Source organism: Ancylobacter crimeensis (genome assembly GCF_023016805.1).
Taxonomy (GTDB): Bacteria; Pseudomonadota; Alphaproteobacteria; order Rhizobiales; family Xanthobacteraceae; genus Ancylobacter; species Ancylobacter crimeensis.
Map to the genome: position 1 here is coordinate 421,912 of NZ_JALKCH010000002.1, position 25,094 is coordinate 447,005.

23 protein-coding genes and 1 riboswitch are annotated in these 25,094 nt (G+C 68.3%); of the genes, 11 read left to right on the forward strand and 12 right to left on the reverse strand.

The genetic code is table 11. The features are described 5' to 3' along the window. Window positions 1-10 precede the first annotated feature (10 nt). Entirely contained in the window at window positions 11-1,126 is a 1,116-nt protein-coding gene (locus MWN34_RS03995) for an AbrB family transcriptional regulator (RefSeq protein ID WP_247026787.1), read from the forward strand. 128 nt (window positions 1,127-1,254) lie between these two features. Here MWN34_RS03995 and hemA read toward each other — a convergent pair whose 3' ends face one another. The 5 genes from hemA to upp form a co-directional block, all read right to left on the reverse strand. Further along, a complete protein-coding gene (gene hemA / locus MWN34_RS04000; protein WP_247026788.1) occupies window positions 1,255-2,481 on the reverse strand; it encodes a 5-aminolevulinate synthase in 1,227 nt (408 codons plus the stop codon). Between the two features lie 261 nt (window positions 2,482-2,742). Beyond that, window positions 2,743-3,252 (reverse strand): hypothetical protein, encoded by a 510-nt coding sequence (locus MWN34_RS04005; protein ID WP_247026790.1) that lies wholly within the window; start codon window positions 3,250-3,252, stop codon window positions 2,743-2,745. 113 nt (window positions 3,253-3,365) lie between these two features. Further along, window positions 3,366-4,580: an agmatinase family protein gene (locus MWN34_RS04010; RefSeq protein WP_247026792.1), complete on the reverse strand. Its 1,215-nt coding sequence runs from the start codon at window positions 4,578-4,580 to the stop codon at window positions 3,366-3,368. A 116-nt stretch (window positions 4,581-4,696) separates the two neighbouring features. Beyond that, window positions 4,697-4,820, reverse strand: a riboswitch (guanidine-I (ykkC/yxkD leader). Between the two features lie 158 nt (window positions 4,821-4,978). After that, window positions 4,979-5,620: a HupE/UreJ family protein gene (locus tag MWN34_RS04015; protein ID WP_247026794.1), complete on the reverse strand. Its 642-nt coding sequence runs from the start codon at window positions 5,618-5,620 to the stop codon at window positions 4,979-4,981. A gap of 207 nt (window positions 5,621-5,827) precedes the next feature. After that, on the reverse strand, window positions 5,828-6,475 hold the full coding sequence (upp, locus tag MWN34_RS04020; protein WP_247026796.1) for a uracil phosphoribosyltransferase: 648 nt from the start codon (window positions 6,473-6,475) through the stop codon (window positions 5,828-5,830). Between the two features lie 517 nt (window positions 6,476-6,992). On the opposite strand from upp, the gene MWN34_RS04025 reads away from it, so the two are divergent. From MWN34_RS04025 to MWN34_RS04035, 3 genes are all read left to right on the forward strand, one after another. Continuing rightward, entirely contained in the window at window positions 6,993-8,279 is a 1,287-nt protein-coding gene (locus MWN34_RS04025) for a GTP cyclohydrolase II (RefSeq protein WP_343311824.1), read from the forward strand. Between the two features lie 55 nt (window positions 8,280-8,334). After that, window positions 8,335-8,637, forward strand: coding sequence for an alkylphosphonate utilization protein (locus MWN34_RS04030; protein ID WP_247026798.1), 303 nt, complete (start codon window positions 8,335-8,337; stop codon window positions 8,635-8,637). Window positions 8,638-8,966: 329 nt separating this feature from the next. Continuing rightward, window positions 8,967-10,196, forward strand: a complete 1,230-nt coding sequence (locus MWN34_RS04035) for a URC4/urg3 family protein (protein WP_247026800.1) — start codon at window positions 8,967-8,969, stop codon at window positions 10,194-10,196. A 370-nt stretch (window positions 10,197-10,566) separates the two neighbouring features. On the opposite strand, the gene MWN34_RS04040 is transcribed toward MWN34_RS04035, so the two are convergent. Then, window positions 10,567-11,562 carry a Bug family tripartite tricarboxylate transporter substrate binding protein gene (locus MWN34_RS04040; RefSeq protein ID WP_247026802.1) on the reverse strand — a complete coding sequence of 332 codons (996 nt, stop codon included), beginning with the start codon at window positions 11,560-11,562 and terminating at the stop codon, window positions 10,567-10,569. A 328-nt stretch (window positions 11,563-11,890) separates the two neighbouring features. Here MWN34_RS04040 and MWN34_RS04045 point away from each other — a divergent pair, with 328 nt between their 5' ends. The 4 genes from MWN34_RS04045 (at window position 11,891) to MWN34_RS04060 (ending at window position 16,248) form a co-directional block, all read left to right on the forward strand. Next, window positions 11,891-12,991, forward strand: a complete 1,101-nt coding sequence (locus MWN34_RS04045; protein WP_247026804.1) for an ABC transporter ATP-binding protein — start codon at window positions 11,891-11,893, stop codon at window positions 12,989-12,991. A 74-nt stretch (window positions 12,992-13,065) separates the two neighbouring features. Then, the gene (locus MWN34_RS04050) at window positions 13,066-14,394 is read left to right on the forward strand and encodes an ABC transporter substrate-binding protein (RefSeq protein ID WP_247026806.1); all 1,329 of its coding nucleotides are present in this window, start codon (window positions 13,066-13,068) and stop codon (window positions 14,392-14,394) included. Between the two features lie 154 nt (window positions 14,395-14,548). Next, window positions 14,549-15,412 carry an ABC transporter permease gene (locus MWN34_RS04055; protein ID WP_247026808.1) on the forward strand — a complete coding sequence of 288 codons (864 nt, stop codon included), beginning with the start codon at window positions 14,549-14,551 and terminating at the stop codon, window positions 15,410-15,412. A gap of 5 nt (window positions 15,413-15,417) precedes the next feature. Continuing rightward, window positions 15,418-16,248 (forward strand): ABC transporter permease, encoded by an 831-nt coding sequence (locus MWN34_RS04060; RefSeq protein WP_247026810.1) that lies wholly within the window; start codon window positions 15,418-15,420, stop codon window positions 16,246-16,248. Window positions 16,249-16,253: 5 nt separating this feature from the next. Here MWN34_RS04060 and MWN34_RS04065 read toward each other — a convergent pair whose 3' ends face one another. Continuing rightward, complete coding sequence (locus MWN34_RS04065; RefSeq protein ID WP_247026812.1) at window positions 16,254-16,478, reverse strand: hypothetical protein; 225 nt, start codon at window positions 16,476-16,478, stop codon at window positions 16,254-16,256. A 299-nt stretch (window positions 16,479-16,777) separates the two neighbouring features. On the opposite strand from MWN34_RS04065, the gene MWN34_RS04070 reads away from it, so the two are divergent. Continuing rightward, window positions 16,778-17,800 carry a serine hydrolase domain-containing protein gene (locus tag MWN34_RS04070; protein WP_247026813.1) on the forward strand — a complete coding sequence of 341 codons (1,023 nt, stop codon included), beginning with the start codon at window positions 16,778-16,780 and terminating at the stop codon, window positions 17,798-17,800. A gap of 6 nt (window positions 17,801-17,806) precedes the next feature. Here MWN34_RS04070 and MWN34_RS04075 read toward each other — a convergent pair whose 3' ends face one another. Further along, window positions 17,807-18,982 carry a mechanosensitive ion channel family protein gene (locus MWN34_RS04075; RefSeq protein ID WP_247026815.1) on the reverse strand — a complete coding sequence of 392 codons (1,176 nt, stop codon included), beginning with the start codon at window positions 18,980-18,982 and terminating at the stop codon, window positions 17,807-17,809. A gap of 468 nt (window positions 18,983-19,450) precedes the next feature. Between MWN34_RS04075 and MWN34_RS04080 the strand changes: the two genes are divergently transcribed. Beyond that, complete coding sequence (locus tag MWN34_RS04080; RefSeq protein ID WP_247026817.1) at window positions 19,451-19,675, forward strand: hypothetical protein; 225 nt, start codon at window positions 19,451-19,453, stop codon at window positions 19,673-19,675. Between the two features lie 94 nt (window positions 19,676-19,769). On the opposite strand, the gene MWN34_RS04085 is transcribed toward MWN34_RS04080, so the two are convergent. The 3 genes from MWN34_RS04085 to MWN34_RS04095 form a co-directional block, all read right to left on the reverse strand. Further along, window positions 19,770-20,414 carry a TPM domain-containing protein gene (locus tag MWN34_RS04085; protein ID WP_247026819.1) on the reverse strand — a complete coding sequence of 215 codons (645 nt, stop codon included), beginning with the start codon at window positions 20,412-20,414 and terminating at the stop codon, window positions 19,770-19,772. 8 nt (window positions 20,415-20,422) lie between these two features. Then, the gene (locus MWN34_RS04090) at window positions 20,423-21,250 is read right to left on the reverse strand and encodes a TPM domain-containing protein (RefSeq protein WP_247026821.1); all 828 of its coding nucleotides are present in this window, start codon (window positions 21,248-21,250) and stop codon (window positions 20,423-20,425) included. 94 nt (window positions 21,251-21,344) lie between these two features. Continuing rightward, entirely contained in the window at window positions 21,345-21,971 is a 627-nt protein-coding gene (locus MWN34_RS04095) for a LemA family protein (protein WP_247026823.1), read from the reverse strand. A gap of 350 nt (window positions 21,972-22,321) precedes the next feature. On the opposite strand from MWN34_RS04095, the gene MWN34_RS04100 reads away from it, so the two are divergent. Then, window positions 22,322-22,591, forward strand: coding sequence for a hypothetical protein (locus MWN34_RS04100; RefSeq protein WP_247026825.1), 270 nt, complete (start codon window positions 22,322-22,324; stop codon window positions 22,589-22,591). 136 nt (window positions 22,592-22,727) lie between these two features. Here the strand turns inward: MWN34_RS04100 and MWN34_RS04105 are convergent, their stop codons facing one another. After that, window positions 22,728-24,947, reverse strand: a complete 2,220-nt coding sequence (locus tag MWN34_RS04105; RefSeq protein ID WP_247026827.1) for a malate synthase G — start codon at window positions 24,945-24,947, stop codon at window positions 22,728-22,730. Window positions 24,948-25,094: the final 147 nt, after the last annotated feature.

Consider the following 25,094-nt stretch of genomic DNA (forward strand, 5'->3'; position numbering starts at 1 on the left):
CGAGGTGCCCATGGCCAGTCTGCCGAAGCCGCCCTTTCATCGCCTTTCCCGAGAAACCCTCTCCCGCCTGTTCGTGACCCTCGCCATTGCCGCAGCGGGCGGAACGCTGTTCGCGTGGATCGGCATGCCGGCGGGCTGGCTTTCCGGGGCGCTGGTCGCCACAGCCGTCGCCGCGCTGGGTGGACTGCCGGTCGGCATTCCGTCGCTGGTGCGGCAGGCGACCTTCATCGTGCTCGGCACCTCGATGGGCTCGGCGATCTCGCCCGACACGCTGCGCGGCATCACCTCATGGCCGGTGACGATGCTGGTGCTGCTGGCCTCCGTGCCGGTGATGATGGCGGCGGTGGTGTTCTATCTGGTGCGGATCGCGGGGTGGGACCGGCGCAGCGCCTTCTTCGCCGCCGCGCCCGGCGCGCTGTCCGCGGTGCTGGTGATGGCCGAGACCAGCGGAGCCGACACGCGGCGGGTGGTGTTCGGCCAGTCGTTGCGGCTGTTCGTCCTCGTGGCGCTGCTGCCGGCGGCCCTCGGCGGCCTCGGTCACCAGCCGGCGGGCACGCTGCCGATCACCGAGGTGGTGCCGGACCTCGTGAGCCTTCTCGCCTCGCTCGGCGTCGGTATCGCGGGAGCACTCATCGCCGAGCGGGCGCGCTTTCCCGGCGGAGCGATGGTGGGAGCGATGCTGGCGAGCGGTCTGGTGCATGGCGCGGGGCTGCTCTCCGGCCGGCTGCCCGATGCGTTCCTCATCGTCGGCTTCGTGATTCTCGGCGCCAATACCGGCAGCCGCTTCGCCGGCACCCGCATGGAGACGCTGCGGCGTTTTCTGGTCGACGCGCTGGCGGCGCTCGCCATCGCGACCGCGATCTCGGTCGGCTTCGCCGTGCTGGGCGCCTTCCTCGCCGAGGAGCCGCTGGTGAAGGTGCTGGTGGCCTATGTGCCGGGCGCGCTGGAGGCGATGACGATCATGGCCTTCGTGCTGGGCATCGACCCGGCCTTCGTCGCCGCCCACCATCTCGCCCGCTTCGTCGGCCTGTCGCTCGCCATCCCGCTGGTTGTGCGGCTGTTCTTCGGCCCTGCGGTGGTGCCCTCGGAGAATGTCGATCCCGATCCGGGCGAGGCGAAGGATTGACGGACGCGTGCGTCGCCATCCGCAAGAGAGCGCAGGCCGGGTTGGTGGGAAGGGATGTCGTCCGGGCGGCGCGCGATCCCGGATCGGCCTTGGGCCGTCCGGGATGACGAGAGGGAACGAGGCGCGCCCTATTCCGCCGCCTCGGCGCGGGTGACGAAGGCGAGGCCGAGCCGGGTCCACACATCCACCAGCGCGTCGGCGAGCCGGGCCACCAGCGCGTCGTCGTGGAACGGGCCGGGCGTGATGCGCAGGCGCTCGGTGCCGCGCGGCACGGTGGGATAGTTGATCGGTTGGATGTAGATGCCGTGCTCGTTCAGCAGCAGGTCGCTTGCCGCCTTGCAGAGCGTCGCATCGCCCACCATGACCGGCACGATATGGGTGTCGGTCACCATCTGCGGCAGGCCGGCGGCGTCCAGCGCGGCCTTCACCTTGGCGACCTGCGCATGCTGGCGGGTGCGCTCGCCGGCGGAGGCCTTCAGATGGCGCACCGAAGCGGCCGCGGCGGCGGCCACCGCCGGAGGCAGCGCGGTGGTGAAGATGAAGCCCGGCGCATAGGAGCGTACCGCGTCCATCACCGCCGCCTTGCCGGTGATGTAGCCGCCGACCACGCCGAACGCCTTGCCCAGCGTGCCCTCGATCACGTCAACCCGGTGCATCACCCCGTCGCGCTCGGCGATGCCGCCGCCGCGCGGGCCATACATGCCGACTGCGTGGACCTCGTCGAGATAGGTCATGGCGTCGTATTTTTTCGCAAGGTCGCAGATCGCGCCGATCGGCGCGACATCGCCGTCCATCGAATAGACGCTCTCGAACACGATCAGCTTCGGCCTGTCGCCGGCGGCCTTCAGCAGCTCTTCCAGATGGGCGAGGTCGTTGTGGCGGAACACCTGCTTGTCGCGGCCGGCCTGCCTCACGCCCTCGATCATCGAATTGTGGTTGAGCGCGTCCGACAGCACGAGGCAATCGGGAATCAGCCGCGCCAGCGTCGAGATGCCGGTCTGGTTGGACACGTAGCCGGAGGTGAAGACGAGGCCGGCCTCCTTGCCGTGCAGGTCGGCGAGCTCGCGCTCCAGCTCGACCACGGCGTGGGAGTTGCCGGAAATGTTGCGGGTGCCGCCCGCCCCGGCGCCGGCCTTGCGCGCGGTCGCGCACATCGCCTCGACGACGGCCTCGTGGCAGCCCATGCCGAGATAGTCGTTCGAGCACCAGATGACGATGTCGCGCGGGCCGTCCGGTGTGTGCCACACGGCGTGGGGAAAGCGGTCGGCGGCGCGTTCGATCTCGGCGAAGGTGCGGTAGCGGCGTTCACGACGCAGCGTGTCGACGGCGTCCTCGAAAAAGCGTTGATAGCTCATGGCGCATCCTGGTCGCCCGCGGGCGAAGGCTGGCGGGAGGCGTGAAAGGGTTGTTTTCGGGCCACCTTGAACTTTGGAGACGTTCCGATCAAGGCGCGGAGCCGCAGCCCGGACCTGCGGGGCGCGATGATGCTGGGCATGGGCAGGCTGCGCCAATTCGTTAGCGCGCAAGGGGTTGCGCGTTCAATTGGTCATCTCGTCCATGGGTGGCCCGGCGCGCGGCGCGGCGATCGGGCGCGCCGGGGGCATTGCCGTGCCGGCTCACGAATGCGCGAGCAGACGGACCTCTGCGAGGCTCAGCGGGCGGGGCGCGCGGCCGTCGAAATAGACGAAGCGCAGGGTGCGGCGGCGCGACACCATTGCCGCCGGCAGCGGGTCGTAGCGGAACGAGCCGCCGCCGAGATGGGGCATGACCGCGCCCATGTCGGTCGCCTCCTGCGTCTCGACGCGCAGCAGCGCGAGCCTGGCTCCGTCGGTCGCCACCGCCTCGAAGGGAATGTTGGCGAGCCGCAGGAAGGAGGTCGGGTCGCTGGCCGAGCCGAAGCCCTCGACGAAGGCCTTCTCGACCAGATCGAGATCCGGCTCCTCGTGGACGTGCTCCTCCGCCGGCGGCTGGGCCGGCAGATGCGGGGTCTGCCACTGCGCGGCCCGCCGCGGCCCGTGGCCGTGATTGTGGCCGGGGCCGTGGGAAGGGTCGTGGGAGTGGGAATGGGCGTGGGAATGCCCGCCGTCGCCATGGTCGTGCTGGTGATGATCGTGGCCGCGATGCATGGCGGTGTCCTCGATGAAACGTCGTCCCGGCCGTAGCACCGGGATCGCGCGGCTGTCAGGGAGCGGGCGGGCGATGCCGGCTCGGCCCGCGGCCGTGCGGGCGGTGCCGGCCCTCAGAAGCTCACCGGCTTGTCGATGATGTGCTTGTGCGCGCCGAGCTTGCCATGCGCCACCATAGAGCCGAGGGCTTCCACCACCACGCGCAGGCCGAACAAAGCGGTGATGTCGGAGGTGTCGTAGGGCGGGGAAACCTCCACCACCTCCAGTCCGCACAGCCCTTCGGCGGCGACGAGGCCGAGGATCTTCAGCGCCTCGCGCGGCAGGAAGCCGCCCGGTTCCGGCCAGCCGGTGCCCGGCACGAAGCCGCAATCGATGCTGTCCACGTCGAAGGAGATGTAGACCGCGTCGGCGTCCTTCCAGGCGAGTTCGAGCGCGATCTCGGCGGTCTTCTCCAGCCCGATCTTCTCGATATCGTCGATGGTCAGCACATTGGTGCCGCGCTTCCTCGCTTCCTGCACGCCGTAGCGCGGCACCTGCCAGCCACCGATGCCGAGCTGCACGAGGTTCTTGGGCGAGACGTTCGGCAGGTTGGTCGCCCAATACCAGGGCGTGGTGTGCATCCGCTCGTCGAGATCCTTCTCCTGGATGTCGATGTGGCGGTCGAAATGGATGATGCCGATGCGCTTGGAGGTGCACTCGGCGATGCCGCGCACGCAGGGAAAGCCGATGGAATGGTCGCCGCCCAGCATGATCGGCAGCGCGCCGGAGGAGAAGACGTGGCTGACGCCGCGCGAGATCTGGTCGAAGCTCTTTTCGAGATTGGCGGGGATGGTGAACACGTCGCCGACGTCGCACAGCGTCATCTGCTCGCGCAGATCGACGCCCAGCTCGTAATTATAGGGCGTGTACAGCGCCGAGATGCGGCGGATGCCCTGCGGCCCGAAGCGGGTGCCGGGGCGATAGGTGGTGCCCGAGTCGAACGGGATGCCCAGAACCGCCGCGTCATATTTGCCGACATCGCGGACATTCTCGACATAGGGCGCCTTGAGGAAGGTGTTGATGCCGGCGAAATGGGGCAGCTCGCCGCGCGCGAAGGTCGGGATCGACCGGTCGGTGATCGAATCCGCGCCGGGCAGGCCCATGTCGAGCGCCCATTGCTGCTCCTTGCGCCAGCCGGATTCGGACAGGCCTTCTTCGGCCTCCAGCGCCTTCCAGCCCTGCATCCCCTTGATCTCGAAATTGGGATGGTGGCGGCGGCTGGGCTCGGGCCGGCGGGCGAGGCCGGCGATGCGGTTTTTGCGGGTACGGTTGAGCGGAGCGCAGTCCATGCGGGTTCTCCTCGCCAGATGCATCGGAACAGATGCCTGCGCTGCGGAGAGGCGAAGGAGGGCGACGAGGCCGCCATTCCGCCGCCGCGACCCGCCTCGCGACGCCTGCTGGGCTTGCCTCCCGGGCTTTTGTCCCGCCGTGGACCCGACGCGCCAAGGACCGTGTGGCCTGTGCTGCCGGGCTGTCCCTCTCGGACCAGCCGCGGGACGCTGCCCGCCGGAACCCTAGGAACGACGCGAGCCTAGCAGCGGCCGGCGGATGAGCGGAAGCCCCGATTTGCGGCAGAAGGCGAGGCAGGACGCTGAAAGTTTCGGCGCGCTGAAAGGCTCGGTGCCCGGAAGGATGAGGGCCCCGGGATGGACCGGGGCTCCTGCCGCTGCTCGGAGCGGACGGGCGGTCAGAGCACGCCGGTCAGCAGGCCGACGCCCGCCACGGCGACGAACGCGCCGACGATGCGGGTGAGGTGCGGTGCGCGGTTCTCGCCGATCCGGCCGATGGCGATGCCGATACCGATGCCCGCCAGATGCAGCAGGGCCGTCGCCAGCATGAAGCCGGCCGCATAGCCGGCGCCGGACGCATCCGGCGGCATCTCGGCTCCGTGGGCATGGCCGTGGAAAATCGCGAAGAAGCCGACCATCGCCATGGCAAGGCCGAGGGGCCATTCCTTCCAGTCGAGCGCGACGGCGGCACCGAGCGCGATCACCGAGGCCGCGATGCCGATCTCGACAAACGGAACCTCGATCCCGGACATGCCCAGCGCGCCACCGACCGCCATCAGGGTGACGAAGGCGGCGGGTACGGCCCACAGCGCCCGCCCGCCCAGATTGGCGGCGAAGATGCCGACGGCCACCATCGCCAGAATATGGTCGATGCCGCCGATCGGGTGCAGGAAGCCATGGACGAAGCCATGCGTGTCGCCGACGCCGGTGTGAGCGAAGGCGAGCGAGGGGCTGAGCGCGAAGAGGCCCGCGAGCGGGCCGCGCAGGCGGCGGGCGAGGGAGGACGGGCCGACAGAGGAAGACTGGCCGACAAAGGACATGGACAACCCCGTGGGTGGGCAGGCCGCCTTCGGGAGACCCCGGTGCGTACGTCTGCGGACAAGCGACTGGCGCGGGTCAGCATAGGAACGAGCCGGGGGTCGTCAATGCCGTCGCGCGAGGATGGAGGGCCGGCCCCGAACCCGGAGCCCGGCATGGATGTGAAGGCAAGCGCCGTGCCGGACAGCGGATGCCGGGGGAGCGGGGCTCTATTTGGTCCCGAAGATGCGGTCGCCGGCGTCGCCGATGCCGGGCACGATATAGCCGTGGTCGTTCAGGTGGCTGTCCACCGCCGCGGTATAGACCGGCACGTCGGGGTGCGCCTCGTGGAAGGTCTTCAGCCCTTCCGGCGCGGCGATGAGGCAGACGAACTTGATCGACTGGCAGCCCGACGCCTTCACCTCGGACACCGCGGCGGCGGCGGAGTTTCCGGTCGCCAGCATGGGATCGAGCACGATGGCGGTGCGCTCGGAAATGTCGCGCGGCAGCTTGAGATAATACTCCACCGCCGCCAGCGAGACCGGGTCGCGATAAAGTCCGACATGACCGACACGCGCCGCCGGCAGGATGTCGAGCATGCCCTCCAGAATGCCACCGCCTGCGCGCAGCACCGAGACGAGGCAAAGCTTCTTGCCGGCCAGCACCGGCGCCTTCATCGCCGTCAACGGCGTTTCGATGTCGATCATCTCCAGCGGCATGTCGCGCGTGACCTCATAGGCCAGCAGCATGCTGATCTCGCGCAGCAGCAGCCGGAACTCGTTGGCCGGCGTGCGCGAGCGGCGCATCAGCGTCAGCTTGTGCTGGATCAACGGGTGGTCGACGACGAGGGTGGTGCCGGAGGCGGTCGCGTCTGTCATGTGGGCGTCGGCTCGCTGTGATCGGGTCGGGGACGGCGACGGGCCGGGGATGTGGCCGCGGATTCGTCTGGCGCAGCATGTTCCGGCGGCAAGGCTCTTTCAACGTTTGCCGAGCATGCTTCGCGCGACAGCGTAAACGCAAGGCGACGCCGGCAGGCGGACGCAGATGAGTTGGGCCCGCGCGGGCGCGGTCCCTTTCGCGAAAGGACTGATGCGGCGCAGCAGCGTGCCCCGGTGTTTCGCCCTCTTGCGCGGTTGCGCAAATCGGGCTCTGCTACGTCGCTTCCCTGATCCGGTGGCGGTGCCCGCGCCGCGCCGGAGAGAAGCGAGTGAGCCCATGTCGGCACGTGTCGAGCCTCTTGAGACGCCTGAGTCCGTGGCTTTCCCGGCAGTCCTGCCGGCCGGCGCCCCGGCACCCGCGACGGCGGACCTCCCGCACCCCCTTTCCGAACGTGCCCTTGCGGACTCCGGCGCCGTGCCAGACGCGACGGCGGGTGACGCCGCCACGCCCGGCGTCATCGCGGCCACACCCTCTGCCGCCGGCGCCCCGCTCGCCGGCGCGAAGCCGCCGCGCCACATCGTGCTCACCTCGCACGGGGCGGCGACCGGCGTTTCCGCCGCGGCGCCGGCGCTGCACTGGGGGGCGCCGGATGCCGCGACCCGCGGCCCGGTGGTGGCGACCCTCACCGATCCGAGACACCGCAACGCCATCGGCACCCATGCCGGCGGCTATTCGGTCTATCGCGCGCTCGCCATCGCCGCCGGCTCGCTCACCGCCGATTTCCGCGCCGACCTCACCAACACCGCCCCGTCCGACGCCATCGGACCGCATCCGCAATGGGGCGACGCCGGCAAGATCGTCTCGCTCGACCCATGGGGCCATATGGTGGGCGAGGCCTTCGCCCGCGAGCTCGCCGCGGGCATCGACGTGCGCCCGACCATCGCCATCACGCGTGCCCATATCGACATGCCGGAAATTCGCGACGCGATCCGCGCCGGGCGGCTGAAGATCGACGGGGACATCATCGGCCCCAAGGGCGACGTGCGCGTCACCAAGGCGGCGATCGACCCGGTGTGGTACCTGCCCGGCATTGCCGAGCGCTTCGGCGTCTCGGAAGGGCGGCTCCGGCGCGATTTGTTCGAATATACCGGCGGCATGTTCCCCGAGCTCGTCACTCGCGGCGACCTCAAGGTGTTCCTCCCCCCGATCGGCGGCATGACGCTGTATATGTTCGGCGACGTGTCGAAGATCGGCGACAACGTCACCCCGCTCGCCTGCCGGGTGCATGACGAGTGCAACGGCTCGGACGTGTTCTCCTCCGACATCTGCACCTGCCGGCCCTATCTCGCCCACGGCATCGAGCTGTGCGTGGAGATGGCGCAGAAGGGCGGCACCGGGCTCGTGGTCTACAACCGTAAGGAAGGCCGGGCGCTCGGCGAGGTGACGAAGTTCCTCGTCTACAACGCCCGCAAGCGGCAGGAGGGCGGCGACCTGCCCGACACCTATTTCAAGCGCACCGAATGCGTCGCCGGCGTGCAGGACATGCGCTTCCAGGAACTGATGCCCGACGTGTTCCACTGGCTCGGCATCCGCCGCATCGACCGCTTCGCCTCGATGAGCGACATGAAGTTCAACGCGCTGGCCCGCGCCGGCATCGATGTCGTGGAGCGCGTGCCGATTCCGGACGACCTCATCCCCCCGGATGCACGGGTGGAGATGGAAGCCAAGGTCTCGGCGGGTTATTACGGCGCCGGCTTCCAGAGCCAGTATGACAGGACGCAGGGGCGGGGGCTCAAGGAGTGAGCCCGTTCATCTCCGCACGCGATGCGGGGCGCCCCTTCATGAGAGCAGTAACGAGATGGCCGGCGACAACGACGATTATGTGTATGACGAGGCAACCGGCGAGTGGCGCCCGGCCTCCGAGGTGAAGGCCGAGGCGGCCGCCGCCGCTGCGGTACGCGATGCCTCCGGCAACGTGCTTGCGGATGGGGATTCCGTGGTGCTGGTCAAGGACCTGAAGGTGAAGGGCGCAGGCCAGACGCTGAAGCAGGGCACGGTGATCCGCTCGATCCGCCTCACCGACAATCCGGAAGAGATCGACTGCCGCCACGAGAGCATCAAGGGTCTGGTGCTGCGCACGGAATTCGTGCGCAAGCGGTGAGGGACGACCTCGCGAGGGGACGATGCGGCGAGAGGACGATGCGGCGAGAGGACGATGGGGCTTTCGTTCCCCTCACCCCGCTCTCTCTTCCACGGGGAGAGGGGGGCAGTCCGCGCCGCGCTCGGGGCCGGCCGGGTTGCGCCGGTGCTCCCTGAAAGCTTCTCTCCGGCGGGGCGCGAAGGCTGTGCCCCTGAACGCCCTCTCCCCACCGGGTGAGGGTGGGGAGAGGGGGAAGGCCGGTTCCCGGAGATCCCGACCCGACCCTTCCCTCCCGGCCCTTTGTCTCCCGAACCCCCATCGGGTTTTCGCCTCATAGGAACCCGCCCCGCATGACCCCACCCGAGCTTGCCGCACTCCGTTCGCCCGCCGCCGTCCGCGCTCGCTCGCACCGCGTGCTTGATCACGTGCGCGCCGGGCGCTCGCCGCATTTCACGCTGGACGAGGCGGCGCTGGGCACCGTGGCGGATTATGTGGTCGCGGTGTGCCGGCAGGATTATCCCACCCTCGATATCCCCTATCACAGCCGCTGGCGGCACTTTTCCGCCGGCGGGATCGACCGCTTCGCCGTTCTGGCCGAAGGTCCGCTCGCCGGACAGGACGCACGCGCGCGGGCGCGCACCATGGTCGATCTCGCGGTGGTCAGTGTGCTGCTCGACGCCGGGGCGGGGGATGCGTGGCGCTATCACGAGCCGCACGGCCTTAGCATCGGCCGCTCGGAAGGCCTCGCGGTGGCGAGCCTCGCCATGTTCGCGGCGGGCGGTTTCTCCTCCGACCCGGCCGAACCGCTGCGCGTCGATGCGGCCGGGCTGATCGGCATCGACGCGGCGACGCTGGCGCGCTTCTTTCAGGTGAGTGCGGACAATCCGCTGGTCGGGCTGGAAGGGCGCGTCGCGCTGCTCAATCGGCTCGGCCATGCCCTCGGCGCCCGGCCGGACCTGTTCGGCGACGGCGTCGCCCAGCCCGGCGGGCTGGTCGATGCGCTGGCGGCGCACGCGCCGCTCGGCAAGCTGCCCGCCGCCGGCATCCTCGCCGCGCTGCTCGACGGGTTGGCCCCGATCTGGCCGGCTGGGCTGGTGGCGGAGGGCGTGGAACTCGGCGATGTCGGTCGCCACCCGGCGATCCTCACCGGCGACCTTTCGGAAGGGCTGGTGCCGTTCCACAAGCTCTCGCAGTGGCTCACCTATTCGCTGCTGGAACCCTTCGAGGCCGCGGGCTTCGCGGTGACCGGACTCGACGACCTCACCGGCCTGCCGGAATACCGCAATGGCGGGCTGTTCATCGACCTCGGCCTGCTGGTGCCGCGCGCGCCGCTCGATCCGGGGCGGAAGCACCCGGTAACATCCGAGATCGTCGTGGAGTGGCGCGCGCTCACCGTCGCGCTGCTCGACGTACTGGCCGATGCGGTGCGCGAAAGGCTGGGTCTGTCGGCGAAGGCGTTCCCGCTCGCCAAGCTGCTGCAGGGCGGCACCTGGACCGCCGGCCGCCGCATCGCCGCCGAACGCCGCCCTCCGGCGGGGCCGCCACCGCTGGCGATCCTGGCGGACGGCACGGTGTTCTGAAGGAGCGTTTCTTCAGCCTTCATTCCTCATGGCCGAAGCAGGCCGGCCATCCACGCCTTCGAGCGGGCCGGCGTCCCCAGTCCGACGCATGGAGCCCCGGGCTAAGTCCGCGGTTGCGGACGGCCGGAGCCGATTCGGGATCGCGTGCGGCGGGCGGCTCCTTCATCGGTTGGGCAGGGCTGCATCGGAAGCCGATCCTGGCTCTCCGCTGCGCTGCCGCCGGCGCGACGGCGGATAGAGGGCCTCCGCAGCCGGTTCACGGCATCTCCATCCCACACGCCGTCATGGCCGTCATAGCCCGGCCATGCACGTCGTGCGGGATGGCGACAGGGGGAGGGGATAGGCCGGCCTTTCCTGCCCTATGCAGGCCTTAGTCGAGCTGCGCGCCGGAGGCCCTCACGATGGGTGCCCATTTCGCCAGCTCGGCCTTTACATGAGCGTCGAGCTCGGCGGGGGTGGAGCCGACGACGGTGGCGCTGAAGTCGGCGAGCTTGGCCTGCACGGCCGGATCGGCGAGCGCGGCATTCGCGGCCTTGTTCAGCTTCTCGATGGCGGCCGCGGGGGTGCCGGCGGGAGCGAACAGGGCGTTCCAGGTGTAGGTCTCGTAGCCCGGAATGGTCTCGGCGATGGCCGGCACGTCGGGGAAGGAAGTTGCCCTCTTGGCAGTGGTCACGCCGAGCGCGCGCAGCTTGCCGCTCTTGATGTGGCCGGCCGACGAAGGAAGGTTGTCGAACATGATCGGCACCTGCCCGGCCAGCACGTCGTTCAGCGCCGGGCCGGCGCCCTGATAGGGAATGTGCTGCATCTGGACGCCCGCCATGCTCTTGAACAACTCGCCGGAGAGATGCAGCGGCGTTCCGTTGCCGGACGAGGCATAGCTGTACTTGTCGGGATCCTTCTTCAGGAGGTCGATCAGCTCGGCGACCGTGTTGGCCGGAAACTCGGGATTGACCACCAGCACGTTCGGCACGATCGCGAGCAGCGAGATCGAGGCGAAGCTCTTCACCGGGTCATAGGGCATCTTCTTGTAGAGCGCCGGGTTCAGCGCGTGGGTCGCGACGGTGCCCATCAGGATGGTGTAGCCGTCGGGGGTCGCCTTGGCGACGGCCGCGGCCCCGAGATTGCCGCCGGCCCCGCCGCGATTCTCCACCACCACGGTCTGGCCGAGCTCCTGTGTCATGCGCTGCGCTATGAGCCGGCCGACCAGATCGGTCGAGCCGCCCGCGGCGAAGGGCACCACCAGCGTGATCGGGCGCGTGGGGAAGTCCTGGGCGAACGCGGGCGCGCCCGGCAGCAGGCCGAGCGTGGCGCCGAGCGCGACGCCGGCAAGCGTGCCGGCAAGGCCGGCAAAGACCGAACGAAGCATTGATGTTTCTCCCTGATGTGCTGTCATCTTGTCGGGTGACTATGCGTCAGGGTGCGGCATCCGGCGCGCGTGCTCAACCCAAAGCGGCGCGTCTGCGACCAATGGCCGAGAGGCCCCGCAGAATTGCGTACAATCGAAATCAGGATTGGGTGCAATGTGGCGCTTTGGAGTGCCGCGCCTGCCCAATTCTTGTGCGAAGCGCCGGGCGGCTCGCGCCGTGCGCGTCGAGCGGCTCTCGCGCCGTCGCGCCCGCCTCCGCCTTTCCCGCTTGGCACATGGCTTGCGTTCACATGACCTGCGTTTGACGCGCGAGAGGAGCCGAAGCCGGATGAGCAAAGGCGCGGATATCGAGCTGGTGAGCGTCACCAAGCGCTATGGCGCGGCGCTGGCGGTGGACAACATCTCGCTGAAGATTCCGGCGGGCACCTATTGCTGCCTGCTCGGCCCCTCCGGCTGCGGCAAGACCACGACGCTGCGCATGATCGCCGGCCATGAGAGCGTGTCGAGCGGCGACATTCGCCTCGGTCCCTCCGTGGTGACGGACCTGCCGCCGGCCAAGCGCGGCACCGCGATGATGTTCCAGAGCTACGCGCTGTTTCCCCATCTCGACATCGTCGACAATGTCGCCTTCTCGCTGAAGATGAAGGGCGAGGACAAGGCGAGCCGCCGCGCCCGCGCGCTCGACATGCTGAAACTGGTGCAGATGGATCATCTCGCCGAGCGCCGTCCCGCCCAGCTTTCCGGCGGCCAGCAGCAGCGCGTCGCGCTCGCCCGCGCGCTGATCACCGACCCCCAGGTGCTGCTGCTCGACGAGCCGCTCTCCGCGCTCGATCCCTTCCTCAAGATCAAGGTGCGCCAGGAGCTGAAGCGGCTCCAGCTCCGGCTCGGCATCTCCTTCATCCACGTCACCCACAGCCAGGAGGAGGCGATGGCTCTTTCCGACCTCGTGGTGGTGATGAATGGCGGCAGGATCGAGCAGGCGGCGAGCCCGCGCGAGGTCTTCAACCGTCCCGCCACCGCCTTCGTCGCCCGCTTCATGGGCGACCATAACGTGCTGGAGGGCCGGGTCACCGCGGTGAACCCGCAGGAGATCGCCTTCGAGGTCCCGGGCGGCGCCCGCTTCGCCGTGCCCGCCCGCGAGCTCGACGAGCCGATCGCACCCGGCGCGCCCCTCGCGATCGCCGTGCGCACCGACCGGGTGCGCCTCGCGGACGACGCTCCCGCTGGCTGCGGGCTGACCGGGCTGGTGCAGAACATCGAATATCACGGCCAGAAGGTGCAACTGGCCCTGTCGGCGCCCGGCGTCGACGAGTTCTCGGTGCAACTGCCCGAAAGCCAGTTCTTCGCCAAGCCGATGAACATCGGCGACGCCGTGCCGCTCGCCTGGACGGCGCAGGACGTCCACATCCTCCGGCCCCCGGCGGCCTGACGCCGGCCGGCCCCCAGACAGACTGCCCTCAATGCTGCCAACGCCAAAAGACGGAACCTTCGGGAGAGGCTGACATGACCAAGACGATCGACACGACCGGCGCCGGAAAGGGCGCCAAGGGCGCTGCGAAGGCGGCGACGGGCCTGAGCCGCCGGCAGCTCCTGAAGGGCGCTGCGGGTGCGGCCGGCCTTGCCGCGGGCTCCGGTGTGGTCACCGGCTTCCCCACCATCTGGGCGCAGAACCCGATCACGCTCCGCCAGTTCGGCACCGGGGTGTCGAACCTCAACGCCATCGCCGAGAAGTGCAAGGCTGACCTCGGCATCACCCTGCAGATGACCGCCCTCGATTCCGATGCGGTGTCGCAGCGGGTTGTGACGCAGGCCAACAGCTTCGACATCGCCGACATCGAATACTGGATCTGCAAGAAGGTGTTCCCGGCCGGCACGCTTCAGCCGATGGACGTGAAGAAGATCAAGTATTACGACCAGATCGTTCCGATCTTCACCACCGGCAAGCTCACCCCGGACAGCAAGATCGCGCAGGGCACGGCGCCGAACACCGTGGGCTTCGTTGAAGGCCCGGACTCCAAGACCTTCGCCAAGGCGCCCACCCAGTGGATGACGCTGATCCCCACCATCTACAATGCCGACACCCTTGGCATCCGCCCGGACCTTGTCGGCCGCCCGATCAAGAACTGGAAGGACATCCTCGACCCGGCCTTCAAGGGCAAGACCTCGATCCTGAACATCCCGTCCATCGGCATCATGGACGCGGCGATGATCTGCGAGAGCGCCGGTCTCATCAAATATGCCGACAAGGGCAACATGACGAAGAAGGAGATCGACTTCACCATCGATTTCCTGATCAAGACCAAGAAGGACGGCCAGTTCCGCGCCTTCTGGAAAACCTTCGACGAGAGCGTGAACCTGATGGCCTCGGGCGAGGTCGTCATCCAGTCCATGTGGTCGCCGGCGGTGGCGGCGGTGCGCTCCAAGGGCATTCCCTGCGTCTACCAGCCGCTCGAGGAAGGCTATCGCGCCTGGGGCGGCGGCCTCGGCATCGCCCGGCACCTCAAGGGTGCCGAGCTCGACGCCGCCTATGAATACATCAACTGGTACCTCTCCGGCTGGGTCGGCGCCTATCTGAATCGCCAGGGCTATTATTCCGCCGTGCTTTCCACCGCCGAGAAGAACATGAGCCCGGACGAATGGGCGTTCTGGATGAAGGGCCAGCCGGCCAAGACCGACATCCTCTCGCCCGAGGGCAAGGTGATGTACACCGCCGGTGCGGTGCGCGACGGCGGCTCCTTCGAGGAGCGCATGGGCGCGGTGGCGTGCTGGAACTCGGTGATGGACGAGGACCGCTACATGGTCCGCCGCTGGAACGAGTTCATCGCGGCGTGAGGCGACGGGCCATGCCGCATTGCGAGGAGGCGTCTTGGCCGCGCATGGCCCGGCCATCCACGTTTCTTCGCGGCGCCATGGCTGAAGACGCGGATCCCCGGGTCATGCCCGGGGATGACGCCCGCCCCAGGATCACGCTTGCCGGACGCCCCGCATGACGCTCTCACGCCTCGTACCGCGCCTTGCGCCCTATCTTCAGGCGAGCCCGCTGGCGCTGATCCTTGCGGCCTTTCTGGTGCTGCCCATCGCCACCATCGTCATGGTGAGCTTCTGGGACTATGATTCCATCCAGATCTTCCCGGCCTTCGTCTTCACCAATTACGAGGAGACGATCGCCTCGCCGGTGACCTGGAGCACCTATCTCAACACGCTGAAATACACCGTCATCGTCTGGGCGCTGACGCTCTTCATCGGCTTCTGGGTGGCCTATTACCTCGCCTTCCACATCCGCTCCGCCACCATGCAGATGGTGCTCTTCCTCGTCTGCACCGTGCCGTTCCTGACCTCGAACATCATCCGCATGATCTCGTGGATCCCTTTCCTCGGTCGCAACGGGCTCATCAACCAGTCGCTGATGCAGCTCGGCATCATCGACAGGCCGCTGGAATTCCTTCTGTTCTCGGACTTCGCCGTGGTGCTGGCGATGGTCCATCTCTACACCCTGTTCATGGTGACGCCGATCTTCAACACGCTGATGCGCATCGACCGCGCGCTGATCGAGGCGGCACGCGATGCGGGGGCGAACGCGTTCCAGATCCTCACCAACGTCATCATCCCGCTGGCCAAGCCCGGCATCGCCATCGGCTCGATCTTCGTGGTCACGCTGGTGATGGGCGACTTCATCACCGTCCGCTTCATGTCGGGCGGGCAGTCGGCCTCGGTGGGGCTGATGATGGCGAACCAGATCGCGTTGCTGCAATACCCGGCCGCCGCCGCCAATGCGGTGATCCTGCTCATCATCGTGCTGCTGCTGGTCGCGGGCATCCTGCGCATCGTCAACATCCGCAAGGAGCTGTGAACGCCATGAACTCCGAGCGTCGCGGTCCCGGCTTCTACGTGCTCACGGCTTTCTTCGTGCTGTTCGTGCTGTTCCTCTATGGTCCGCTGTCCACCATCTTCATCCTGTCCTTCCAGGGACCGAATGGCGGGCTCACCTTCCCGATGAACGGCACGTCGATGCACTGGTTCAACAACCTGTTGTTCGAGAAGCAGCAGGTCGGCGATTTCGGCGGGGCATTCTCCCGCTCGCTGATCCTCGGCCTGATGACGATGGCGGCGACCGTGGTGGTGTCGCTGCTGGCAGGCCTCGCCTTCCGGCGCCGCTTCCTCGGCTCCGGGCCCCTGTTCTATCTCGCCATCGCCAGCCTGATCGTGCCGTCCATCCTCATCTCGCTCGGCATCGGCCTGGCGTTCCAGGTGCTCGGCTTCGAGCCGTACTGGTATTCCTCGGCCTTCGGCGCCCATCTCACCTGGACGCTGCCCTTCGGCCTGCTCATCATGTTCGCGGTCTTCAACCGCTTCAATCCGGCCTATGAGGAAGCCGCCCGCGACCTCGGAGCCTCGTCTTGGCAGACCTTCGCTCATGTCGTGCTGCCGATCATCCTGCCGAGCCTGATCGGCGTCGGGCTGTTCGGCTTCACGCTGTCTTATGACGAGTTCGCCCGCACGCTGATGACCTCAGGCAGCTTCAACACCCTGCCGCTCGAAATCTACGGCATGACCACCAATGTCACGACGCCGGTGCTCTATGCGCTCGGCACGCTGACCACGGTGTTCTCGCTGGCGATCATCCTCGTCGCGCTCCTCACCATCGTGGTGCTGCGGCTGCGCCGGGCGCGCCGGCTGGCGGGCTGAACTGCTCAGGTCAGCTTCATACGCTTCGCCTCGGTGCGGGCGAAGGCGAGCGCCTCGGCGAGGATGGACCATACCGGATCCGGGCCGCCATGGCGGGTCACGAGCGGGCCGGCGCTCACCTCGCGGCGGCCCCACACATCAGCGGCGATCGTGAACACAAGCTCGTGCCCTTGCCGGTGGCGCACCCGCAATTGCGTCCGGCTGAAATTGACGAGCTCGAAATCACGCATCACTGCTACCTGCGGCACGCTCCGCCTCCCCTTGGTTGCGTCCGTCCTCCGATACGGGCGGCGGCTGCCGCCCAGAGAGCGGACAACGGAACGGACGCTGGAGCGTTCCCGTACGGAACAGGATTCTTCGGCATTGGCCGGGGCCGGCGGTGCGGATGTCCTCCCCGCCGGGAAAAAGGGTGCGTCGGTGCGGTCGGCAGGACGATGCGCCGCGCCTTGCTCCTCACATGGCGGTGATACGGAACGCGCAGGCACGGTCCGCGCTGGCGGTCACCGCGATCTGCCGCAATCCTTGTGCCATGGATCGCCGCCTCTTCCTCGCCGCCGCGGGCGCGCTCATCGCCCGCCCGTCCGTTGCTCGCGCGTCCCGTCACCAGCGCTTCCCGGACGACCTCGACATACGCCGCGAGGGGCGGCTCGACGATGCCTCCGCTCTGGAGCCGCTGCGCACGGTGATCGTGGCGCGCGAGGGCGCCATCCTCGCCGAGCGGGCCTATCGCGGCGCCAGCACCGCGCGACCCACCAACATCAAGTCCGCCTCCAAGGTCATCGTCACCGCGCTGGCCGGCATCGCGATCGAGCGCGGCCTGCTGACGGGAGTCGACCAGCCGATCGCCCCGCTGCTCGCCGCCGACCTGCCGCCGCCGGACCGTCGCGACCCCCGGCTCGCGCGCATCGCTCTGGGCGACCTGCTCTCCATGCAAGCCGGGCTGGACCGGCTGTCGGGGCCGAATTACGGACGTTGGGTGTCGAGCCGCAACTGGGTGCGCAGCGCATTGGCGCAACCCTTCGCGGCGGAGCCGGGTGGCGACATGCTGTATTCGACCGCCTCGACACACCTCGTCTCGGCCATCCTTACCCGCGTCTCCGGCCGTTCGACACTGGAGCTGGCGCGCGCATGGCTGGGGCCGGTGCCGGGCTTCTCAATCGCCTCGTGGTCGCGCGATCCGCAGGGCATCTATCTCGGCGGCAACGAGATGGCGATGACGCCGCGTTCGCTGCTCGCCTTCGGCGAACTGTTCCGCGCCTGCGGGCGCACGCCTGACGGGCGGCAGGTGGTGCCGGAAAGCTGGGTCGAAGCCTGCTGGACCCCGCGTACCGCCTCCCGCTTCACCGGAGACGCCTATGGCTATGGCTGGTTCCTGCGCACGCTGGCCGGGCGCGAGGTGCGCTATGGCTGGGGCTATGGCGGGCAGATGCTCTATGTGGTGCCGGAGGCGAAGATGACCATCGTCATGACCTCCGCCACCGACCAGCCCTCCGCCCGCACCGGGTATCGCGATGAACTCCATGCGCTGGCCGCCGATCTCATCGAAGGGTGACGCGGTTCAGGCCACCCCGTCGCGGGCCAGCGCCGGCTCGCGGGGCGTACGCGGGCCGTCGCGTTCCTTCCAGTTCGGTACCGGCATCATCTGCGGCATGTCGGCGGCGGGCGCGATGTGGGCGCGCAGGCGCGGCATGGCCCCAGGATGGTTCTTCTGGAGGAAGGCGATCACCTTCTCGCGCACCTCGCAGCGCAGGTCGAAGGTGCGGCCGGAACTCGTGGCGCTCACAAGGATGCGCACCTCCATCACGTTCTCCCGGAAGTGCGTCACCTGCACCGCTACCACTCTGCCGTCCCACAGCGTGGAGGCCTTGGCGATGGCCTCGACCTCCCGCCGCAGCACGTCTACCGGCACGGAATAATCGAGATAGATCATCACCGTGCCGATCAGTGCGGCGCTTTCGCGGGTCCAGTTCTGGAACGGTTGCTCGATGAAATAGCTCAGCGGTAGCACCAGCCGCCGCCAGTCCCAGATGCGGATGACCACATAGGTGGAGGTGATCTCTTCCACATTGCCCCATTCCCCTTCGACGAGCAGCGCATCGTCGATGCGGATGGGCTGGGTGATGGCGAGCTGGATGCCGGCGAACAGATTCTTGAGCACCGGCTGCAGGGCGAGGCCGAGAACGATGCCCGCGACGCCGGCGGACGCCAGCAGCGAGACACCGTATTGGCGCACGCCTTCGAAGGTCATCAGGCAGGCGGCGAAGGCGATGGTGTAGATCAGCATGTTTGCCACGCGCCGCATGATGCGGGTCTGCGTCACATGCTTGCGGGCCATCAGGTTGTCGTCCGCATCCAGCTTGAAGCGGCGCAGATAGACCGTGACCCAGATGTGCAGCGCGGTGTGGGCGAACCAGGCGAGGGTTGCAATGAGGCAGATCGAGAGGATTTCCTGCACCAGCGCGGTCTGGCCGGTGGTGAGGGGCGCCAGCGGGGCCACCAGCACCATCGCCAGGGTGACCGCGGCCATGCGCGTCGGTCCCTCGGTGCGGGACACCAGCGAGCGCCAGAACAGGTCCCAGTCCTTCACCACCTGCTTGACGATGCGGAACGCAATGGTGTGAAGCACACGGGCCAGACAGATGGCGATTGCGAATAAAACGAGGCTGATTGCCCAGCTTGGAACCCAGTAAAGCGCATCCTCGATCGAATGCAGCCGGGTTTCGATCATTTCCATGCAAAACCCCCAATCGTTGAGCCGACCGGTTAAGGCAGACTAACGATGGGGGTCGAGATGCGTTCCCGCGATGCGGGAGAAAAATGCTGCGACGCGATGCAGGCTTCAGTAATAACGCTTGGCCGGAACGGTAGCAGAGGGTGTACGCCACAGCCAGATCATCAGCAGGGCGCTTGGTATGTAGGCCGCGGCGGCTATGTAAACCAGCGTCATCATGGCATTTCTCCCGATGGCTATGTTTCTTTTGGTTTAAGTCTGAATAGCGTACCCCGTTCCTGCTTGTCCAAGGTCAAAAAGGTTAATCTTGTGGCAGCGGTTCTGACCAAAAGGCTTAATCCCAAGGCAGTAATGCTGTCTTATCCGGTGTCACAACTCCGTGACGCTGATGGATGCCGTTCGGCGGCGGCCTAGCTGTCCCCTCTGCCGGCGATGTCGCCGTGATGCAGACGTGCCAGAAGGAGGCGTCTCATGAACAAGGACAAGCAGATGGGCGGGCAGCAGGGCTCGTCCGGCAAGAAGCAGGCTGAGCAGGAAGCGGGCCGGCAGGGCCAACACGGCTCGCAGCCCGGTGGCGGCCAGCATGGCGGCAGCGAGAAGAGCCGCCACATGGACGAGAGCGGGCAGGCCGGCTCGAAATCCGGCGGCGGACAGAAGGATCTCGGCCACACGCATGGCAAGGATACGCACCGCTGACCACCCGATGCGCGCAAGCGCCGCGCCTTCCGGCCGCGGAGCGGACCGCGAACACATGCGCCGCGCCCTCACGTCGCGGCGCCGATGACGACGGCTAGATCACCACGACCCGGTCGGGCAGCTCATTGATATCGCCCGGCTGGGCCGGGGCCGCAACGGCAAGAACGCGACCTGCCTGCCGCACGCCCTCGCACAGTCCTTCGGAGAGCCTGCCCCGCGCCGCACCCTGCAGCACGGCGGCGCACACCTCCTGCCAGGCGCCGTGGCCGACCTTCTCGTGCACAGCCCCGTCCGCGACCACCTCCACCAGACGTTCCTCCAGTGCGACGAAGATCAGCACGCCGGTCTGGCCGCGGGTCTGTCCGATATTCTGCAGGAGGAACTGGTCGATCGCCGCGCTGCGCCCGGCCGCGTCGATGACGCTACGCGGCACCACGAGGCGCGACAGCGGGGAGAAGAGCAGCAGGCTGCCCACGGCGACGAACACCACGGCCTGCACCGAAAGCAGGGCGGGAACGCCGAGCCGGCTTGCCATGGCGAGCGGCCAGGGTGCCACCAGCGCGAGGAGGGCGGTCCAGAGCAAGGCGTGGAACCAGGGCGTCACCAGCGGGCGGGTGCTGAGCACCACGCGGATCTCGCCGGAGGTGCCGGCCTCCGCCGCGCGCACCGCCTCCATAACCGCGCGGTGCTCCTGCGGGGCGAGCGGGTCGAAACGGTCGTCGCGGTCGCCTGGCATCATGGCGCGCCTCACCAGCTTCCCGACGCGCCGCCGCCGCCGGAGGAGCCGCCCCCGCCGGAAAAGCCGCCGCCTCCGCCGAAACCTCCCCCGCCCCCGAAGCCGCCTCCGCCGCGGGGCCAGTTCCAGCTCGTGATGCCGCCGGGCAGCATGACCGCGCCCGGCATCCGCCGCACCTGCCGCCCCCCGCGCGCGGCCCGGAACCAGCAGAACAGGATGAAGCCGACGACCAGCAGGAGGAAAACGAGATTTGCCGCGTCCTCGGCCTGCATGTCCGGCTGTCGCGCGGCCATCTTGGCCCGACGGCGGGCCTCCTCCTTGTCCATGGACAGGATCTCGACCAGCGCGTCCGTGCCCTTCATCACGCCGCCGGCGAAATCGCCCTGGCGGAAGGCGGGCACGATCGCGGTCTGGATGATGGTGCTCGATACCGCGTCGGTGACGATGCCCTCCAGCCCGTAGCCGACCTCGATGCGCACCCGCCGCTCATTGGGCGCGACCAGCAGCAGCACGCCGTTATTGCCCTTCTGCGAGCCAAGCTGCCAGGTGCGGAACAGGCGGTTGGCGTAGTCCTCCACCGAGGTGCCCTGCAGGCTCGGCACCGTGGCGATCACGAGCTGGTCGCCGCTCTTCTGCTCCAGCGCGGCGAGCCGCTGTTCGAGCTGCAGCCGCACATTGGGCGCGAGGATGTTGGCCCCGTCCACCACTCGCCCGGTGAGTGCGGGAAAGGTGAGCGCGGCCAGCGCCGGAAGCGCGATCAGCAGGCTCGCGACCAGCGCAAGGCCGGCGAGGACGAGGCGATGCGCCGGCAGGCGACTCGGGGCGGCAGCACTGGGCATGCGAGGGAACATCGGCGTCATCGCCCCGGATGAGGGTCGTGGGATGCGAAGGCCGTGGATGAAGGGGTATCCACCGCCGGAGGGCGCCCGCGGGTCAGTTGAACTTCACCTCGGGCACCTTCATCTGCTGCTCGGAGATGGTGAAGGTTTCCATCGGCTTGTTGGCGCGATAGAGCGTCGAGGCCCAGATCACGCCGGGAAAGGTGCGCAGCTCGGTGTTATAGACCCGCACCGCCTCGATATAGTCGCGCCGGGCCACGGAGATGCGGTTCTCGGTGCCCTCGATCTGCGATTGCAGGGCGAGGAAGTTCTGGTTCGACTTGAGGTCGGGATAGGCCTCGGACACCGCGATCAGCCGGCCGAGCGCGCCGGAGAGCTGGGCTTGGGCGTCCTGGAATTTCTTGAACTGCTCGGGATCGGTGACGGTGGAGGCGTCGACCTTGATCGAGGTGGCGTTGGCACGGGCCTCGGTCACCTGGGTCAACACGTCCTTTTCCTGCTGGGCGTAGCCCTTCACCGTCTCGACGAGGTTCGGGATCAGCTCGGCGCGCCGCTGGTACTGGTTCAGCACCTCGCTCCACGCGGCCTTGGCGCGCTCCTCCTCGGTCGGAATGGTGTTCACGCCGCAGCCGGCGAGGCCGGCGGCCAGCAGCACGAGCAGGACGGCGGCGCGAAGCCGGTGGACGAGGGGAACGGGCGCGGAAAGGGAGAAAGACGGCATCGCGAACCTCCAGCTGCCGCTGTCGGCGAGCGGCCATTCACTCTTTATAGGGCCCCCGGCGGTGTCCGGCCACGGCCCCAAGCACGCGAACATGCGCGCGAACATGCGCGCGCCACGGGCCAGGCCGGGAACCGGACGGCGTTCCGCGACTTGAGGCTCGTTGCCGGCACCCGCGCTCGTGCGGCAAGTCCGAATCACGGCCGCGGGAGCGTTGCTCGTCAAGTCTTGTCCGTCGCGATGGAACGGCCCATCTGGCGGGGAGCGGGCGCCTCGCAAGGGCTGCCGGTATCGTGAATGACAACAGGTGACGCAGCCGCCCCGGCGGGCTGCGGAGTACATGCGTGACGGACATGAACAGGATACATGCCCCCCTCGCCCAGCCGGCCTTTCCCGAGGCCGCGACCCCGCGAGGGGCACTGGATGTGGACCTTCTCGAAACCTGCCTCGACACGGCGCTCGCGACCATTGCCGCCCGTCGGCCGGAGGTTCTCTCCGCCGCCGGGGAGGGCGAGCTGAAGATCAGCCTCGCCCATGCAGTGCTGGAAGGTGCGCGCCTTTTCCCCGGTGACGAGGCGCAGATCGTCGCCTTCGCGCTGCGCACGCTGCCGGCCTTCCGGTGATGGCTTTCGCATAAAAAAACCGCGCTCCGGCGAGGGGTGCCGGAGCGCGGGCGATCCGTTAGGAGAACCCCTTCGCTGAACGGACCGCCGGCGCGGGCGCGCGACGCCCGTGCCGGGAACTGTGGAACCGAAGACGTCAGGCCGCGGCGCTGTCCCGGTCCAGCACGCCGCCCTCGCGCGCATCACGAGCCTTGGCCTCCTGACGGCGGGCATGCAGCACGAATTCGGTGTAGCCGTTGGGCTGCTCGCGGCCGAGGAAGATGAGGTCGCGCGCCGCCGCGAAGGCCGGGCCCTCGAAGGCGGGCGCCATCGGCCGGTAGCCGGGCTCTCCCGCATTCTGCCCGTCCACCACCGCCGCCATCCGGCGCAGCGTCTCTTCCACCTGCCCGGTGCCGGCGACCCCGTGGCGCAGCCAGTTGGCGACGTGCTGGGCGGAGATGCGCAGCGTGGCGCGGTCTTCCATCAGCCCGACATTGTGGATGTCCGGCACCTTGGAGCAGCCGATACCGAGATCGACCCAGCGCACCACATAGCCGAGGATGCCCTGGATGTTGTTGTCGAGCTCCTGCTGGATCTCCTGCGCGCTCCACGCCTGTCGCGCGTCGAGCGGTAAAGTGAGCAGATCGCGCTGCGAGGCACGGGGGCGCCCGCGCAGTTCGGCCTGCCGGGCGAGCACGTCGACCTCGTGATAGTGCAGTGCGTGCAGCGTAGCGGCGGTGGGCGAGGGCACCCAGGCAGTGTTGGCGCCGGCGAGCGGATGGGCGATCTTCTGCTTCAGCATGTCGGCCATGCGGTCGGGCATCGCCCACATGCCCTTGCCGATCTGGCCGCGGCCGTCGAGGCGTGTCTCCAGCCCGGCATCGACATTGTTGTCCTCATAGGCCTTGATCCAGGCGGTGCCGCGCATCTCGTTCTTGCGCACCACCGGCCCGGCTTCCATGTCGGTGTGGATCTCGTCGCCGGTGCGGTCGAGGAAGCCGGTATTGATGAACACCACCCGCTCGCGCGCGGCATGGATGGCGGCGCGCAGATTGGCGCTGGTGCGGCGCTCCTCGTCCATGATGCCGATCTTGAGCGTCTTCGGCGCCATGCCGAGCAGCGTCTCCACCGCGCCGAACAGCTCGACCGCGAAGGCGACCTCTTCCGGCCCGTGCATCTTCGGCTTCACGATATAGACCGAGCCGGTGCGGCTGTTGCGCAGCGGCCCGGTGCCCTTGAGGTCGTAAAGCGCGATCAGCGAGGTCAGCGCCGCGTCGAGCAAGGTCTCCGGGATCGGCGAGCCGTCGGCCAGAGTCACCGCCTGTGTCATCATGTGGTGGCCGACATTGCGGATCAGCAGCAGGCTGCGGCCGTGCAAGGTGAGGGTCGAGCCGTCGGGGCGGGAATAGACGCGGTCGGGGCTCAGCTTGCGCTCGACCGCACGTCCTTCCTTGCCGAAGCGGGCGCTGAGCGTGCCCTTCATCAGGCCGAGCCAGTTGCGGTAGACGAGGATCTTGTCCTGCGCATCCACCGCAGCGACGCTGTCCTCGGCGTCGATAATGGTGGTGACCGCCGCCTCGACCAGGATGTCGGCGACGCCCGCCTCGTCGCGCGCGCCGATGCGGTTGGTGCGGTCGATGGCGATTTCGACATGCAGGCCGTTATGGACCAGCAGCACTGTGGTCGGCGCGTCGACGCCGCCGGTGAAGCCCTTGAAGCCGGCGCGGTCCTTCAGGCCGGTGATGGTGCCGTCCTTCAGTTCCACCGCGAGGCTGTCCCCGGTGATGCTGTAGGCCACCACGTCGGCATGGCTGCCTTCGGTCAGCGGAGCGATGGCGTCGAGGAAGGCGCGGGCGCGGGCGACGACCTGCGCCGCGCGGGCGGGGTTGAAGGTCGAGCCGCGCGCGGCGCCGCCGGTCTCGGGAATGGCGTCGGTGCCGTAGAGCGCGTCATACAGGCTGCCCCAGCGCGCATTGGCGGCGTTCAGCGCGTAGCGCGCATTGGTCACCGGCACCACGAGCTGCGGGCCGGGAATGTGCGCCAGCTCGTCGTCGACATTGTCGGTGGTGACGGCGAAAGGCGCCGGCGCGGGCTGGAGATAGCCGATGTCGGCAAGGAAGCGCTCATAGGCCGCAGGGTCGAAAGCGCCGCGGTTGTCGCGGTGCCAGCCGTCGATCGCGGCCTGGAGTGTGTCGCGCTTTTCCATCAGCGCGGCGTTGCGCGGCGCGAACTCCGCCACGAGCGCACCGAACCCGGCCCAGAACGCGGCCTCGTCCACGCCCGTGCCGGGAAGGGCTTCCCGGGCCACGAAGGCATGGAGGGCGGCGTCCACCTTCAGGCCGGCAATGGTGACGGTGCTCGTGACGTTGTGGCTCATGGCGTGTCTCTCTTTGGCGATTGGCCCTGCAAGGCGATGTTTATGTGCGAGACAAAATAGCGCACCTTTATGCTGCAGGTGCGTCGACTTTCGTTGCATTGCAAGAGGAGGCATGCAGAAAAGCGGGCCCGGACCGCGCGGTGTCCG

Bases quoted from the DNA above. Each gene is read 5' to 3' on its own strand.
- MWN34_RS03995 (WP_247026787.1), top strand. From the start codon at position 11: ATGGCCAGTCTGCCGAAGCCGCCCTTTCATCGCCTTTCCCGAGAAACC.
- hemA (WP_247026788.1), bottom strand. From the start codon at position 2,481: ATGAGCTATCAACGCTTTTTCGAGGACGCCGTCGACACGCTGCGTCGT.
- MWN34_RS04005 (WP_247026790.1), bottom strand. From the start codon at position 3,252: ATGCATCGCGGCCACGATCATCACCAGCACGACCATGGCGACGGCGGG.
- MWN34_RS04010 (WP_247026792.1), bottom strand. From the start codon at position 4,580: ATGGACTGCGCTCCGCTCAACCGTACCCGCAAAAACCGCATCGCCGGC.
- MWN34_RS04015 (WP_247026794.1), bottom strand. From the start codon at position 5,620: ATGTCCTTTGTCGGCCAGTCTTCCTCTGTCGGCCCGTCCTCCCTCGCC.
- upp (WP_247026796.1), bottom strand. From the start codon at position 6,475: ATGACAGACGCGACCGCCTCCGGCACCACCCTCGTCGTCGACCACCCG.
- MWN34_RS04030 (WP_247026798.1), top strand. From the start codon at position 8,335: ATGGCCGGCGACAACGACGATTATGTGTATGACGAGGCAACCGGCGAG.
- MWN34_RS04035 (WP_247026800.1), top strand. From the start codon at position 8,967: ATGACCCCACCCGAGCTTGCCGCACTCCGTTCGCCCGCCGCCGTCCGC.
- MWN34_RS04040 (WP_247026802.1), bottom strand. From the start codon at position 11,562: ATGCTTCGTTCGGTCTTTGCCGGCCTTGCCGGCACGCTTGCCGGCGTC.
- MWN34_RS04045 (WP_247026804.1), top strand. From the start codon at position 11,891: ATGAGCAAAGGCGCGGATATCGAGCTGGTGAGCGTCACCAAGCGCTAT.
- MWN34_RS04050 (WP_247026806.1), top strand. From the start codon at position 13,066: ATGACCAAGACGATCGACACGACCGGCGCCGGAAAGGGCGCCAAGGGC.
- MWN34_RS04055 (WP_247026808.1), top strand. From the start codon at position 14,549: ATGACGCTCTCACGCCTCGTACCGCGCCTTGCGCCCTATCTTCAGGCG.
- MWN34_RS04060 (WP_247026810.1), top strand. From the start codon at position 15,418: ATGAACTCCGAGCGTCGCGGTCCCGGCTTCTACGTGCTCACGGCTTTC.
- MWN34_RS04065 (WP_247026812.1), bottom strand. From the start codon at position 16,478: ATGCGTGATTTCGAGCTCGTCAATTTCAGCCGGACGCAATTGCGGGTG.
- MWN34_RS04070 (WP_247026813.1), top strand. From the start codon at position 16,778: ATGGATCGCCGCCTCTTCCTCGCCGCCGCGGGCGCGCTCATCGCCCGC.
- MWN34_RS04075 (WP_247026815.1), bottom strand. From the start codon at position 18,982: ATGGAAATGATCGAAACCCGGCTGCATTCGATCGAGGATGCGCTTTAC.
- MWN34_RS04080 (WP_247026817.1), top strand. From the start codon at position 19,451: ATGAACAAGGACAAGCAGATGGGCGGGCAGCAGGGCTCGTCCGGCAAG.
- MWN34_RS04085 (WP_247026819.1), bottom strand. From the start codon at position 20,414: ATGATGCCAGGCGACCGCGACGACCGTTTCGACCCGCTCGCCCCGCAG.
- MWN34_RS04090 (WP_247026821.1), bottom strand. From the start codon at position 21,250: ATGCCCAGTGCTGCCGCCCCGAGTCGCCTGCCGGCGCATCGCCTCGTC.
- MWN34_RS04095 (WP_247026823.1), bottom strand. From the start codon at position 21,971: ATGCCGTCTTTCTCCCTTTCCGCGCCCGTTCCCCTCGTCCACCGGCTT.
- MWN34_RS04100 (WP_247026825.1), top strand. From the start codon at position 22,322: ATGAACAGGATACATGCCCCCCTCGCCCAGCCGGCCTTTCCCGAGGCC.
- MWN34_RS04105 (WP_247026827.1), bottom strand. From the start codon at position 24,947: ATGAGCCACAACGTCACGAGCACCGTCACCATTGCCGGCCTGAAGGTG.